The 14,481-nt window shown below is 68.6% G+C and carries 11 protein-coding genes; 4 read left to right on the top strand and 7 right to left on the bottom strand.

The features are described from left to right. The first annotated feature begins 32 nt into the window (after positions 1-32). Positions 33-713 (top strand): ribulose-phosphate 3-epimerase, encoded by a 681-nt coding sequence (rpe, locus tag K9D25_RS00630; RefSeq protein WP_244378259.1) that lies wholly within the window; start codon positions 33-35, stop codon positions 711-713. Between the two features lie 23 nt (positions 714-736). Here rpe and K9D25_RS00625 read toward each other — a convergent pair whose 3' ends face one another. Both K9D25_RS00625 and K9D25_RS00620 read right to left on the bottom strand, forming a co-directional pair. After that, positions 737-1,675, bottom strand: a complete 939-nt coding sequence (locus K9D25_RS00625; RefSeq protein ID WP_244378256.1) for a hypothetical protein — start codon at positions 1,673-1,675, stop codon at positions 737-739. 163 nt (positions 1,676-1,838) lie between these two features. Beyond that, positions 1,839-2,507: a DedA family protein gene (locus K9D25_RS00620; RefSeq protein WP_244378254.1), complete on the bottom strand. Its 669-nt coding sequence runs from the start codon at positions 2,505-2,507 to the stop codon at positions 1,839-1,841. A gap of 217 nt (positions 2,508-2,724) precedes the next feature. On the opposite strand from K9D25_RS00620, the gene K9D25_RS00615 reads away from it, so the two are divergent. Further along, positions 2,725-5,094 carry a mechanosensitive ion channel family protein gene (locus K9D25_RS00615; RefSeq protein WP_244378252.1) on the top strand — a complete coding sequence of 790 codons (2,370 nt, stop codon included), beginning with the start codon at positions 2,725-2,727 and terminating at the stop codon, positions 5,092-5,094. Between the two features lie 6 nt (positions 5,095-5,100). On the opposite strand, the gene K9D25_RS00610 is transcribed toward K9D25_RS00615, so the two are convergent. Continuing rightward, positions 5,101-6,279 carry an aminotransferase class V-fold PLP-dependent enzyme gene (locus tag K9D25_RS00610; RefSeq protein WP_244378247.1) on the bottom strand — a complete coding sequence of 393 codons (1,179 nt, stop codon included), beginning with the start codon at positions 6,277-6,279 and terminating at the stop codon, positions 5,101-5,103. Positions 6,280-6,549: 270 nt separating this feature from the next. Between K9D25_RS00610 and K9D25_RS00605 the strand changes: the two genes are divergently transcribed. Further along, positions 6,550-7,530 carry an HlyD family secretion protein gene (locus K9D25_RS00605; RefSeq protein WP_244378245.1) on the top strand — a complete coding sequence of 327 codons (981 nt, stop codon included), beginning with the start codon at positions 6,550-6,552 and terminating at the stop codon, positions 7,528-7,530. Positions 7,531-7,533: 3 nt separating this feature from the next. Beyond that, entirely contained in the window at positions 7,534-8,577 is a 1,044-nt protein-coding gene (locus K9D25_RS00600; RefSeq protein ID WP_244378244.1) for an FUSC family protein, read from the top strand. Here the strand turns inward: K9D25_RS00600 and K9D25_RS00595 are convergent, their stop codons facing one another. The 4 genes from K9D25_RS00595 to K9D25_RS00580 form a co-directional block, all read right to left on the bottom strand. Beyond that, complete coding sequence (locus K9D25_RS00595; RefSeq protein WP_244378242.1) at positions 8,578-8,913, bottom strand: (2Fe-2S) ferredoxin domain-containing protein; 336 nt, start codon at positions 8,911-8,913, stop codon at positions 8,578-8,580. A gap of 145 nt (positions 8,914-9,058) precedes the next feature. Beyond that, the gene (locus tag K9D25_RS00590; protein WP_244378241.1) at positions 9,059-12,238 is read right to left on the bottom strand and encodes an efflux RND transporter permease subunit; all 3,180 of its coding nucleotides are present in this window, start codon (positions 12,236-12,238) and stop codon (positions 9,059-9,061) included. Between the two features lie 39 nt (positions 12,239-12,277). Beyond that, the gene (locus K9D25_RS00585; protein ID WP_244378239.1) at positions 12,278-13,597 is read right to left on the bottom strand and encodes an efflux RND transporter periplasmic adaptor subunit; all 1,320 of its coding nucleotides are present in this window, start codon (positions 13,595-13,597) and stop codon (positions 12,278-12,280) included. A 17-nt stretch (positions 13,598-13,614) separates the two neighbouring features. Continuing rightward, entirely contained in the window at positions 13,615-14,439 is an 825-nt protein-coding gene (locus tag K9D25_RS00580) for an alpha/beta hydrolase (protein ID WP_244378237.1), read from the bottom strand. Positions 14,440-14,481 lie beyond the last annotated feature (42 nt).

Here is a 14,481-nt window from a genome sequence, read left to right as displayed (position 1 = left end):
GTGACGGCAGATACACGCCAGGAGACAACCCCATGGTTCTCATCGCCCCTTCCATGCTCGCCTCCGACTTCGCGCGCTTCGGCGAAGAGGTGCGCGATGTCGCCAGCGCCGGCGCCGACTGGATCCATCTCGACGTGATGGACGGGCATTTCGTGCCCAACATCACCTTCGGGCCGGATGTCATCAAGGCGATGCGCCCGCACACCGACAAGGTCTTCGACGTGCATCTGATGATCGAGCCGGTGGAGCCCTATATCGAGGCCTTCGCCAAGGCGGGCGCGGATATCATCACCGTGCAGGCGGAGGCGACGCATCATCTCGACCGCTGCCTCCAGCTCATCCGCTCGCTCGGCAAGAAGGCCGGGGTGGCGCTGAACCCGGCGACGCATGAGAGCGTGGTCGCCTATGTGCTGGACAAGGTGGACCTCATCCTGCCGATGACCGTCAATCCCGGCTTCGGCGGCCAGGCCTTCATTGCCGATGTGCTGCCGAAGATCTACCGGCTGCGGGCGATGATCGGCGAGCGGCCGATCCATCTCGAAGTCGATGGCGGGGTGACGCCGGAAACCGCCGCGCTCTGCGCCGCCGCGGGGGCGAATGTGCTGGTGGCCGGCTCAGCGGTGTTCAAGGGCGGCCGCGATGCCTATGCCGCCAACATCGCCGCCATCCGCGAGGCCGGGCGCACCGCCCGGCGTGGGCGCGCCGCCGCCTGAGCGGGGCGCGACCGCGCGCGCCTTCAGTTGAAGGCGTCTTCCGTGAGATTAAGGATCAGAACCTGCCGCGCGCTGTCCGGAATGGACGGCGAGGCGCGCAGCTCGACCCCGAGCGCGGGGCGGCGCTTCTGGATGATCTCCGCCACGTCACTGGCCATGTCGGCGCTGCCGGCATGGAAGGAAAGCGTGTTGCTGGTGGTCTGCACCACGCCGGTGTCAGACACAACGACGTCGAAGCCGGCGGCCTTCAGCGGAGCGGTGAAGGCGTCGACCCGCGCCTTGGGCACGGTGTTGATCGGCGCGAAGATGCGCACCGTATAGCCCGCTCCCGGCTGCGCCGCCGCCGCCGGAGCGGGCGGGGTCGCCGCAGGCGCATTCTGGGCCGGAGTCGGCGTGGTGCCGGCCAGAGGCACCAGCGGATCGGTCGGCGCGGAGGTTGCGGGGCCGGGTGTCGCGGGTGAAGGCGTGGCGGGCGAGGGTGCGGCCGATGCCGGTGCGGCGGGGGCCGTCGCGCTTGCGGCGGGCGGGGTCGCCGGCGCGGCGGCCTGCGGCACTTCCAGCGCTGCGAGACGTTCGGAGAGCATGGCTTCAGCCCCGCGCAGCGTGACCACCTCGTCGCGCAGGCTCAACACCTGCGCCGCGAGAAACGCGACACCGGCGAGCAGCAGCACCAGCACCAGCCCGAACAGAATCGGCAGCACCGGGGGCAGGGCGCGCGGGGCGGGGGCCTCGGCGCGCTTGGTCTCCAGTTCCAGCCGGCGCATCTGCAGCTTTAGCTGCTCGATGCCGAGCCAGCGCTGGAACGCCACCGGGTCCTGCGGCGGGCCCTTGGCGCGGTTGGGTGAGGCGGCGGGGGCAGGAACTCCCGGGGCAGGGGCTGCCGGAGCACGCGGGGCGGCGCCGGTCTCTTCGCCGGCGCGGGCCCGCACGGGGCCGATGGAGGGCTCAAGCTTGTCGATCATTCCGCGTTCCCGTCCGCCCATGGCCAGGTTTTTCGCTCCGGGGCCGCCGCACGAACGGTGCGGCGCTCCGTAGGCTTGCTCCGGCCATAGTAGCGCAAGGCTTGGGGCGGGCGGACGAATACTTACGAAATGGTTAAGACGACCTCCGCGCCGAAGGCTCGGCTTAGCCCGCCGGTACCCCGCTAGGCCGGCGCCTCGTGCGCGGCCGCTTGGCGATGCGCCCCTTGATCACCCGCAGCACCACCACAGTGGCGATCAGCATGACGAGGGTGATGCCCACCATCATGACGAGCCATTCGCCCTGGCTGTGGCCGCCCATTTCGCTGGCGCTCTTCCCGGCCAGCCAGCCCGGGGCGAGCATGACCGGCGCCCAGACGATGGCCGAGGAGACATTGGCGAGCTGAAACCGGCGCTGATCCATCCGCATCATGCCGGCGACCAGCGGCATGGTGGCCCGCACCGGCCCGAAGAAGCGGCCGACAAACACGGAGGCGAAGCCGAAGCGGCGGAAGAACAGCCGCGCCTGCGCCACCTGCTCGCGGTAGCGCAGCAGCGGCCGGCGATGCACCACGCGCGGCCCGAGCCAGCGCCCGAGCCAGTAGGAGACGACATCGCCGAGAACCGCGCCGGCAATGGCGGCAGCGATGACCGGAAGCGGGGATACGATACCCGTTCCCACAAGCCCGCCAATGGCGAGCATCAGTGCGGTGGCGGGGATGAGAATGCCAACGAGGACCAGCGATTCGCCGAAGGCGATGAGGCCGATAACCAGCGGGATCAGATAGTCGTGGCCGCTCAGAAACGCGACCACCTCGGCGGATAAAGCTTCCATAGCCTCTCACTGACGCAAGGTAACGGCCCCAATGTGCGGATGAAGGTGACGGGAGCAAGGCGGGGCGACATTGCGCCGCTGCGTGGGAGGCAAGATCGCAGCGGCGGAACCTTTCACGGCGCCGGGCGTTAGATGAGCCGCACCCGCCATTCCGGCTCCCTCACCTCGGCGTGCTCCCGGCCTCACCGCCGAAGAGCCGCGAACGACGGAAGGCCTCATGCCGCTGCGTGCTTTCAGCCGCCTGCTCCTCGCCCTCTCCCTTCTCCTCACCCCGCTCCTCGCCGGCCCGCTGGCGGCCCAGACCGCCGGTGCCTCCACCGCCGTCGGGGCCCCGCCCGCCGCCTCCCCGGTGCCGGAGGGCCGCACCAGCGATCTCAGGGCGCTGCTCGATACGCTGAGCGACGAGGCCGCCCGCGCCCGTTTCCTCGCGCAGCTGCGGGCGCTTGTGGACAGTGAGGCCGGCGCGGCGACAGCACCGGCGGCCGTCGAGGAGCCTGCCCCCGGCCGCGACGACTGGCTTTCCGGCGCCACCCAGTCTCTCGGCGCCTTCTCAGGCTCGGTGCTCTCGCTGGTTGGCGAGATCGAGCAATTGCCGGCGCAGGCGGAGCAGCTGTTCAGCGACCTCTCGGATCCGCTGGTACTGGAGCGCGTCGGCTGGGCGGTGACGATGATCATCGCCGTGCTCGCCGCCGCCCTGCTGGCGGAATACATCGCCAAGCGCCTGCTCGCCGGGCTGAGGCGGGCGATCGAGGCCCGGCCGACGCGCGGCCTGTTCATGCGCGCGTTGCTGCTGGCGCTGCGTACGCTCATCGACATCGTGCCCATCGCCGCCTTCGCGGCGGCGGCCTTTGGTGTGCTGGCGCTGGTGGAGCTGAATTTCATCGTCCGCCTCGCCGTCGTTACCGTGATCAACGCCAATGTTCTGGCGCGGCTTATCCTGGTCGGCGCGCGGGCGGCGCTGACGCCGGACGCGCCGCAGATGCGTCTGTTTCCGCTCGACCACGAGAGTGCGGCCTATGGCTATCTCTGGGTCCGCCGCTTCACCTATACGCTGGTCTACGGCCATTTTCTGCTGCGCGCCGCCTGGGTGCTGGGCCTCGCTCTGCCCACCTACCGCTTCTTCGGCAATCTGCTCGGCCTGTTCGTCGCCGGCATGGCCGTGGTGTTCGTGCTGCAGATAAGGGGCGGGGTGGCGCGGCGGCTGCGGCGGCTCGGCGCGCGCGAGAGCCGGATGGCGCGGCTGCGCAACGCCGTCGCCGATTTCTGGCACGTCCTCGCCATCGCCTATGTCATCGCCGGTTTTATGGTGTGGACGCTCGATGTCGATGGCGGTTTTGCCTTCCTCGCCCGCGCCACGCTGCTCTCGCTGCTCACCCTCGCCCTGGCGTCGCTCGTCATCGCGCTGATGCTGCGGGCCTTCGAGCGGGTGTTCAAGCTCAATGCCGAGATGCGCACCCGCTACCCCTTGCTGGAGGCGCGCGCCAACCGCTATCTGCCAGCGCTGCGCAGCGCCATGCAGGGGTTGGTGATGCTGGTCGCGGCGCTGGTGCTGCTGGAAATCTGGGGCGCGCGCCCGTTCGAGCGGCTCGCCTCGGAGGCCGGGCGGCTGGCGGTGGGGCGGCTCATCTCCATCGGCGTGGTGGTGCTGGTCGGCCTCGTGCTGTGGGAAATCTCCACCGCCTTCGCCGAGCGGCTGCGGGCGGCCAACCCCAATTCCACCCGGCTGAAGACGCTGCTGCCGTTTCTGCAGAACGCTTTCCGCGTGGTGCTGCTCACCATTGGCAGCCTGATCCTGCTGTCGGAGATCGGCATCAACATCGCGCCGCTGCTGGCCGGCGCCGGCGTGCTGGGCCTTGCCATCGGCTTCGGGGCGCAGACGCTGGTGAAGGATGTGATCACCGGCGTCTTCATCCTGATGGAGGACACCATCTCCGTGGGTGATGTGGTCGAGGTCGGCGCCCATGCCGGGCTGGTGGAGAAGATCACCATCCGTACCGTCCATATGCGCGACTTCGACGGCAATGTGCACTCCATCCCCTTCGGCGAGGTGCAGACGGTCAAGAACATGTCGAAGGACTTCGCCTATGCGGTGGTCGATGTGCGCATCGCCTATCGCGAGAGCATCGATGAGGCGCTGGCGCTGATGGCGGAAGTCGCGGCCGATATGGCGGCGACCGGACCGCTGGCGGAAACCATCATCGAGCCGTTCGAGGTGGTCGGCGTCGAGGCGCTGGACCCCTCGCACATTCAGCTGCGCGGCCGCTTCAAGACCCGTCCGCTCGGCCAGTGGAATGTGCGGCGCGAGTTCTACCGCCGCATCAAGGCCGCCTTCGATGTGCGCGGCATCGAGATGCCTTATCCGCATCAGACAGTCTATCTCGGCACCGACAAGAAGGGCATGGCCCCGCCGCTGCGGGTGGTGAACCAGAACGCGGAGCAACTCGCCCCGCCCGTGCGCTCACGTCGCGCCGCCGCGCGCGCTGCCAGCACCCCGGGCCCGGTGATCGAGGAGCACCCCGGCGCACGCGAACGCAGCGAGGAGGATGAGGAGCCGGTGCTGCCGGCCATCGAGGAGCGGAGGCATTAGAGCGGCTTAGGACACCTGCGCGCTCACGACCGACACCAGACGATCGACTTCGTCTTCGGTGTTGTAGTAGTGCGGAGACGCTCGCACGAGCGGAGGAAGCCCGCGGGCTTTCGCGTCCAGAAGCGTGCTGGAGGGCGAGGAGACGCTCACATTGATGCCCGCAAGGGCGAGCTTCTGCTGCACGCCTGCCGCGTCGCGGTTCTTGACCGAGAACGTCACGATGGCCGCCGGATCGCGCCCGAGATCGTGCACCGTGACAGCGGACAAGGCCCGCAGGCCGTCGCGCAAGCGCGCGGACAGAGCGCGGCAGCGCGCCTCGATCCGATCGAGACCGATCTCCAGCGCATAGTCCACGGCACGGCCGAGACCCATCCTCGCCGCATAATTGTTCTCCCAGGTCTCGAAGCGGCGTGCGTCCGGACGCAGTTCGTAGCGGTCCGGGGCGACCCATGGCGCCGCGAAATGGTCCAGCATCGGCGGCTCCAGGCGACGCATCAGATCCCGCCTCATGTAGAGAAAGCCGGTGCCGCGCGGTCCGCGCAGGAATTTGCGGCCCGTTGCGGTCAACACGTCGCAGCCGAGTTGATCGACGCGCGTCGGCATCTGCCCGACCGCCTGGCATGCATCGAGCAGATAGGTCACGCCGTGCCGGCGCGCGATCTCACCCACTGCGGCCGCAGGATTGCGCAGGCCGCCATTCGTCGGCACCCAGGTGATGGCGATCAGCCTGACGCGACCGTCGATCATGCGTTCGAGGGCTTCAGGGTCGAGCATGCCGTCCCCGTCGTCGGGAACGACCTCGATCACCGCCCCGGTTCGCTTGGCGACCTGAAGAAACGCGACGTAATTCGCGGCATATTCCGCCCGCGCCGTGAGGATACGGTCCCCGGGCTGGAAGGGGATGGCGTAGAAGGCCAGTTGCCACGCGACCGTCGCGTTCTCGGCCAGCGCGATCTCTTCCCGCTCGGCCCCGAGCAAACGCGCCACACTGTCATAGACGCCGTCGAGCGTCTGGGCTGCCTCGCTGGCGGCTTCGTACCCCCCGATCTCGGCTTCGCGGCGAAGGTGGCCGATGACGGCATCGAGCACGGGCTGCGGCATCAGCCCGGCGCCGGCATTGTTGAGGTGGACGCGGTGAGCCACCCCGGGCGTCTCCGACCTGAACATTGCGACATCGAAGGCCATGTCTCTCATCTCACCTCTCCGCCCAGCCGGACGCCGCGCATATGGCGTCGATGCCTACCACAGTCAGCGGGATTGTGATTGCGCGGCCAGCGCGAGCCGGCGGCCGGTCGACCCCGCTCCCAGCCCCAAGCCGCATTAGGGGCGGACCCTCGGTCCTGCGTTTGCGTAAACGCCGCCCGGCGGTAACGGGGGAGGATTGAGCGGGCGCGGCAAAGCCGCGATGATGCGCCGCGCCGGCCCCGGGCCGGAATCCGTGGAGCCGCGCCTTTCATGCTGAGCCGTCTTATTCGCCACCCCGTATCGCTGATCATTGGGGTGATTCTCGGCTTGTTCGCGGCTTATGAGACCAGCGTGCGCTTCCTCGCCTATACCGGCGATGCCTATGTGATGAGCGACATCATCGTGCTCTCCGCCCAGGTGGAGGGGCCGGTGTCGCGGCTGGCGGTGCAGAACAACCAGAGCGTCACCGCCGACCAGCTGCTGTTCGAGATCGAGCGCACGCCCTATACCCTGAAGCTGCAGGAAACGCAGGCAGCGCTGGCCACCGCCCGCGCCAATCTCGAACTGGCTCAGGACGAGGTGAACGCGGCCAAGGCCGCCGTCATCTCCGCGCAGGCGGTGCAGACCAATGCCGAAGACCAGCTGACGCGCATCAAGACCCTGGAGAAGGAGGGCTATTCGCCCGAGGCGACGCTCGATGTCGCCACCCGCGATGTCGCCACCGCGAACGCGAATGTGACGGCCGCCGGGGCGCAGCTCGCGGTGGCGGCGCGGCGCGTGTCGGTGGCGCAGGCCGCCATCGAATCCGCCGCCGCCGCGGTGGCGAAGGCGCAGTACGATCTCTCCAAAACCATGATCAACGCCCCCGATGCCGGCCGCGTCGCGCCCTTCGTCACCCGCGTGGGCGATTATCTTCGCCCGGGCAGCGAGGTGATGGCGATCGTCACCGACAAGCGCCGCCGGGTGGTGGCGAATGTGAGCGAGCGCCATCTCGCCCGCATCCGGGTTGGCCAGCGGGCGCTGCTGACGCTGGGTTCAGACCCGTGGGTGCTGCATTGGGGACGGGTCAGCGGCATTGCCGGCGGCGTCGCCCGCTCGCCCGACAACCCACAGGTCATTCCCTATGTCGAGCCGACCACGGACTGGGTGCGGCTGCCCCGGCGCTTTCCCATCGAGGTAACGCTGGACGCCTGGCCCGAGGGGCTCGGACTGTTCAACGGCGCCGACGCCCGCGTGCTGATCTGGTTCTGAGCCATGGCAGAGGGCGGCGGCGGGATCAGCGATATTGACCGGCAGGCCTTCGCCACCGCCACCGGCGTGGTGGCGGCCGTCTATATCGCCCTGCTGATGGGGCTGGACGAGCCCTATTGGGCCGCGCTCAGCGTGATGATCATCGCCAATGTCGACCGCGACGCCCTGTTCACCAAGGGTGTGCTGCGGGTGCTCGGCACCTTCATCGGGGTGATTGGCGGCTACTATATCGGCCAGTGGGCGGAGGGTTACAACCTCATGCAGCTGGCGCTGGTGACCATCGCCGCAGCGGTGGGCACCTATGGCCGCCAGCGTAGCGCCTATGGCTATGCCTGGTTCTATGGCGGGCTCACCTTCGCGCTGGTCATGCTCTACACCATGACCCAGCCGGCGCAGCTTTACGGCTTCGCGCATTACCGCTGCTTCGAGATCGTCATCGGCGTGGTGTGCGGCACGCTGTCGAGCTGGGCGCTGGGGCCGCGGGCGGGCGAGCTGCATGCGCGGCTGAAGGCGCAGGCGGCGGCTACCACCGCGCTCAATGCCGAGCGCCAGTCATTCATCGCCGGGCTCGGCGCCTTCACAATCATCATCGTCTGGTCGCTGTTCGATCTGCCGCAACTGCCGCAGGTGCTGATTTCCAGCCTCATCGTCGTCGACAGCGACCCGCTGGCGACGCGCCATCGCGGTTTCCAGCGCATTCTGGGCTGCATTCTCGGCGGGGCCGCGGCGCTGGTCATCATCCTGATCGACGCGGTGCATGTGTGGTGGTGGGCGTCGATGCTGTTTCTCGGCGTGTTCTCCTTCGCCCGCATCCACCTGGGCAAATCCAGCCAGGCCTATATCGGCACCCAATGCGCCATCGCCTATCTGGTAACACTGGTCAGCGCCTCGCCGCCCGACAGCCTCGCTCCGCCGATCGAGCGGCTGGTCGGCATCGTCATCGGGGTGAGCCTGATGACCGTGCTGGTCTGGGCGTTCAACCCGCCGACCAAGGCGGATGCGTCGTCGCAGGCGCCTCCGGACACGCCCGCGAACAAACCGGCCTGATCAGTCCTCGTCGCGCCTCGGGGCGATGTCGTCCAGCAGCGCGTCGAGATCGGTCCCACGCGCAACGCTGAGCCAGCGCCCGGGCCTGCGGGCGGGAATGACGATGACGGCGTTCTTCGGGCAGATGTCGAGGCAGGGCACCTCGATGACCGCTACCCCTGCGCCCTTGCGGCGCGGCTTCTTCATCGGCTTGCCGCCCTCGCGCTCGGCGATGGCGGCACGCAGCGCCTTGGGCAGGGTCTCGTCAGAATCGGGGCCGAAGCCGCCATCGAGCTTCTTCGCGCATTTGCGGCAGACGAGGACCACATCGGTCCAGTCGGCTTTGATCGGCTTCATGCGCGCGAGCATCCTGGCGGCGGGGGGCTCTATGTGCCATCGCCCGCCGCGCCTGTCGAACGAGACCGGCCGGAAGAACCGCGCTCCCTTGCGTCGAGGGGGCAACCGACGCGTAGGATGCGGCCTTCCGGCCGGGTAGCAAGGCTCACTCGGCCGCAAGCGGCGCGATATGGGCCTCGCCGTGCTGCCGCAGCGGGCGGTTGCCCGCCAGGCGCCGCAGTAGCACGTAGAAGACGGGCGTGAGGAACAGCCCGAAGAAGGTGACGCCGATCATGCCGGCGAACACGGCGATGCCCATGGCATGGCGCATCTCGGCGCCGGCGCCGGTGGAGAGAACCAGCGGCAGCACGCCCATGATGAAGGCGAAGGAGGTCATGAGGATCGGCCGCAGGCGCAGGCGGCTGGCCTCGATCGCCGCCTCCACCGGGTTGCGGCCCATGAATTCCAGCTCGCGGGCGAATTCGACGATCAGGATCGCGTTCTTCGCCGACAGGCCGACCAGCACGACGAGGCCGATCTGGGTGAAGATGTTGTTGTCGCCTCCGCCCAGCCACACGCCATAGAGCGCTGCCAGCAGGCCCATAGGTACGATCAGGATGATCGCGATGGGTAGCGTCAGGCTTTCATATTGCGCCGCCAGCACCAGGAAGACGAGCAGCAGGGCGAGCGGGAAGACGATGAGCGAGGAATCGCCGGCGAGAATCTCCTGATAGGTGAGATCGGTCCATTCATAGTCGAAGCCCGGTGGAAGCACCTCGGCGGCGATCCGCATCGCCGCTTCCTGCGCCTGGCCGGAGGAATAGCCGGGCGCGGGGGAGGCGTTGAAGTCGGCGGTGAGGAAGCCGTTATAGCGCTGGGCGCGCTCCGGCCCGGCAGTGGTCTCCACCGTCAGCAGCGCCGAGAGCGGGATCATCTCGCCCGAGAGCGAGCGCACCTTCAGCTTGCCGATGTCCTCCGGCCGGGCGCGGAACGGCGCGTCGGCCTGCGCCCGCACCGAGTAGGTGCGGCCGAACTTGTTGAAGTCGTTCACATAGAGCGAGCCGAGATAGACCTGCAGCGTCTCGAACACCGATTGGATCGGCACGCCGAGCTGGCGGGCCTTGGTGCGGTCCACATTGGTGAAGATCTGCGGCACGTTGATCTGGTAGGTGGTGAACTGCCCGGTGAGTTCCGGCGCCGCCATGGCCTTGGCCATGAAGGCGTTGGTGACCTCGTTCAGCGCCTCGTAGCCGCGGCCGGCGCGGTCTTCGATCTGCATCTTGAAGCCGCCGACCACGCCGAGGCCCTGCACCGGCGGGGGCGGGAACATGGCGATGAAGGCGCCCTTGATCACCCCGTATTTCTGGTTCAGCGCCCCGGCGATGGCGCCGGCGGAGAGTTCCGGGCTCGTGCGCTCCTCGAACGGGTCGAGCACCGAGAACACGATGCCGGCGTTCGACGAGTTGGAGAAGCCGGCGATGGACAGGCCGGGGAAGGCGACCGCGCTGGACACGCCGGGCTGGGCCAGCGTGATCTCGGTCATCTGCCGGATCACCTCTTCCGTGCGGTCGAGCGTGGCGCCGTCGGGCAGCTGGGCGAAGCCGACGAGATACTGCTTGTCCTGCGCCGGCACGAAGCCCGGAGGCACCGCCTGGAACAGCCACCAGGTGGCGCCCAGCATCACGGCGTAGAACACCATGACGAGGCTTTTCACCTTCAGCGTGCCGCGCACGCCGCCGCCATAGCCGCGCGAGCCGCGCGCGAACACCCAGTTGAAGCCGCGGAAGAACCAGCCGAACAGGAAGTTGATGACGCGCTGGAGCGCGTCCGGCGGGGTGTCGTGGCCGCGCAGCAGCAGCGCCGCCAGCGCCGGCGACAAAGTGAGCGAGTTGATCGCCGAGATCACCGTCGAAATGGCGATGGTGAGCGCGAACTGGCGGTAGAACTGGCCCGACAGGCCGGTGATGAAGGCGAGTGGCACGAACACCGCCACCAGCACTAGCGCGATGGCGATGATGGGGCCGGACACCTCGCTCATCGCCTGATAGGCGGCGGCACGCGGCGTCAGCCCGTTCTCGATGTTGCGCTCGACATTCTCCACCACGACGATGGCGTCGTCGACGACGATGCCGATGGCCAGCACCAGCCCGAACAGGCTCAGCGCGTTGATGGAGAAGCCGAACAGATACATCACCGCGAAGGTGCCGACGATCGAGACCGGCACGGCGAGCAGCGGGATGATCGAGGCGCGCCAGGTCTGCAGGAACACCACGACGACGATGACGACCAGCGCCACCGCTTCGAACAGCGTGTGCACCACGGCGTCGATGGAGGCGTCGACGAAGCGGGTGGTGTCGTAGACGATGTCGAAGTCGACGCCTTCCGGCATCGTCTTCTTCACTTCCGCCATGGTGGCGCGGACATTTTCGGCGATTTCCAGCGCGTTGGATCCCGGCGCCTGGAACACGCCGAGGCCGACCGCCTGCTTGTTGTCGAGCAGCGAGCGCAGCGCATAATCGGCGGCGCCGAGTTCGAGCCGGGCGACGTCACGCAGCCGTACCACCTGCCCGTTGGCGCCGGTCTTCACGACGATGTCGCCAAACTCTTCCTCGGTCTCCAGACGGCCCTGGGCGTTGATGGTGAGCTGCAGGTCGACGCCTTCCAGCGCCGGCGAGGCGCCGACGATACCGGCGGCGGCCTGCACGTTCTGGGCGCGGATCTCGTTGACCACATCGCCGGCGGAGAGGCCGTGCTCGGCGATCTTCTGCGGGTCGAGCCAGACGCGCATGGAGTAGTCGCCGCCGCCGAAGATGTCGATCTGGCCGACGCCGCCGATACGGGCCAGCCGGTCCTTCACGTTCAGCACCGCGTAATTGCGCAGATAGGTGATGTCGTAGCGGTCATTGGGCGAGATGAGGTGCACGACCATGAGGAAGGTCGGCGAACTCTTGGCGGTGGTGATGCCGAGCGCGCGCACCTCTTCCGGCAGGCGCGGCTCGGCCTGGCCGACGCGGTTCTGCACCAGCTGCGTTGCCTTGTCCGGGTCGGTGCCGAGCTTGAAGGTGACGGTGAGCGTCATCACGCCGTCCGTCGTCGCCTGCGAGGACATGTAGAGCATGTCCTCGACGCCGTTGATGGCTTCCTCGATTGGCGTTGCCACGGTGGCGGCGATGACCTTCGGGCTGGCACCGGGATAGGTGGCGCGGACGATGACCTGCGGCGGCACGACTTCCGGATATTCCGAAATCGGCATCACCCGCAGGGCCAGCAGCCCCGCGAGGAAGATCAGGACGGAGAGGACGCCGGCGAAAATCGGCCGGTCGATGAAGAATTTGGACAGATTCATAGCGTCCTCCCCCAAGGAGGCAGAGCGTCGGGGCTGAAATCAGCGCGCGGCGACGGCGGTGTTCGGGTCCGTCGCGGCGGCGGCGGAAGCGGATTCCATGGGCACGATCTCCGGCGCGACCACCGCGCCGGGGCGCACGCGCTGCAGGCCGTTGACGACGATACGCTCGCCCTCCTTCAGCCCGTCGGTGATGACGCGCAGCCCGTCCGAGGGCGGGCCGAGCGTCACCTTGCGCCAGACGGCCTTGTTGTCGTCGCCGACCACGAAGACGAACTTCTTGTCCTGGTCGGTGCCGATGGCGCGTTCATTCACCGCCAGCGCCGGCTGGGTCTTGGCGCGGCCCATCTTTACCCGCGCGAACTGGCCCGGCACGAGCCGGCCATCGGCATTGTCGAACACGGCGCGCAGGCGGAACGTGCCGGTCGAGGCATCGACCTGGTTGTCGACGAGCTGGAGATGGCCGCGTACCGGTCGGCTGGCGGTGGTGGCGGTGGTGATCTCGACCGGGATCTGGTCGATCTCGGTCAGCGCGACATCATGCTCGCCGACCGAGGCCAGCGCCTCGGCGACCGTGTTCTCGTCGGCATCGAAGCTGACATAGATCGGGTTGATGGAGACGAGGCTGGTGAGCACCGGCGAGGAGGCGCCGGCGGCGACGAGATTGCCGACCGTCACCTCGATCCGCCCGACGCGGCCATCGACCGGCGCGCGCACCTCGGTATAGCCCAGATCGAGCTTGGCGCTCTGCACGGCGGCATCGGCCGCGCGCAGATTCGCTTCCGCCTCGCGGAAGGCATTGGTGCGCTGGTCGAGATCACGCACCGAGACGGTGCGGTTGTCGACCAGCTGCTTGCCGCGTTCCAGCTCGCTGCGGGTGAGCTCGACACGGGCGGCGGCCGCCTCGCGCAACGCTTCCGCGCGGGTCAGCGCGGCCTGGAACGGCGCGGGGTCGATGGTCACCAGCAGGTCGCCTTCCTTCACCAGCGCGCCTTCGCGGAAATGGATCTTCTCCACCGCCCCGGCGACGCGCGGGCGCACCTCCACCACCTCCACCGCGCGCAGGCGGCCGGAGAACTCGTCCCACTTCATGGTCTCGCGCGTCTTCAGCACCGCGACCTCCACCGGCATGGCCGGCGGGGCGGCGGCTTCCGCCGGGGCGGGATCGGTCGCGAGCGCGGTCGAGCTCGGCCAGGCGACGAAGACGGCACCGCCGGTGGCGATGAGGGCGAGGGTCAGCGCCAGCCCCGCCTCACGCCAGCCCTTGGCACGGCGCGGACGCGGGGCGGGTGCATCGTGGGCGATGACGGCGTGTGCGATCGGTGTCGGGGCGGCATCGGTGCCGAAGCGGTTGTCACTCATGACCTGTCTCCCGGGCCTCAGGCCCGAATGGTGCGAAGCGGTGCGGCGGAATTCTCCGCCAGAAAGGTGCTGAACAGGCCGCGCAGGACCGTCTCCCATGCCGGGGCGGCCTCGATGGCGGCGTCGATGCTCTGGTTCGAACAGTTGGTGCCTTCGAGCAGATGGCTTTCCACCGCCACCCCGCCCGCGCGCAGACGCTCGGCATAGGCGAGGCTCTCGTCGCGGATCGGGCAGTCGGCGGAGGTGACGATCAGCGCCGGAGCGAGCCCGCCCAGCCGGCGCGAGCCGAGCGGGGCGGCATAGGGATGGGCGGCGCGGTCGGCGCTGCCGAGATAGAGGTGCCAGCCATCCGCCCATTTGCAGCCCGACGCCCCCGCCGAGGCGGCGTGGATCGAGCCGGAGCACAGGCTGGGGTCGACCATGGGCGAGATCAGGATCTGCCCGGCCAGCGGCGGGGCCTGCTGGTCGCGGGCCATCAGGCTGAGGGCGGTGGCAAGATTTGCCCCGGCTTCCTCGCCGGCGACGAACAGCCGCGCGCCGCGCCCCGCCCATTTCCCCCGCTCGGCATAAAGCCGGCCCAGCGCCTTGAAGGAGAGGTTGAGCGCCGCCGGGAAGGGGTGTTCCGGCGCCAGCGGATAGTCGATGGAGACCACGACCGCGCCGGCCTCCGCCATGATGCGGCAGAGATGCGCGCTGCAGTCGAGATCGCCGTCGACAAAGCAGCCGCCATGCAGATGCAGCACCAGCGGCGCGGGACGCAGCGGCACGGCGGGACGGTAGACGCGCGCGGCCAGCGCCTCCCCGTCCATATCCAGCTTTGCCTCGGTCCACGCTGCGGTCATGGCGCCCACTACCGGGAGGAAGCCTTCGCTCCCACCCCGATT

The organism is Ancylobacter polymorphus, from assembly GCF_022836935.1.
Taxonomy (GTDB): domain Bacteria; phylum Pseudomonadota; class Alphaproteobacteria; order Rhizobiales; family Xanthobacteraceae; genus Ancylobacter; species Ancylobacter polymorphus_A.
Note: the sequence above shows the minus strand (reverse complement) of the source record. Positions and strands in the feature narration are given on the sequence as shown.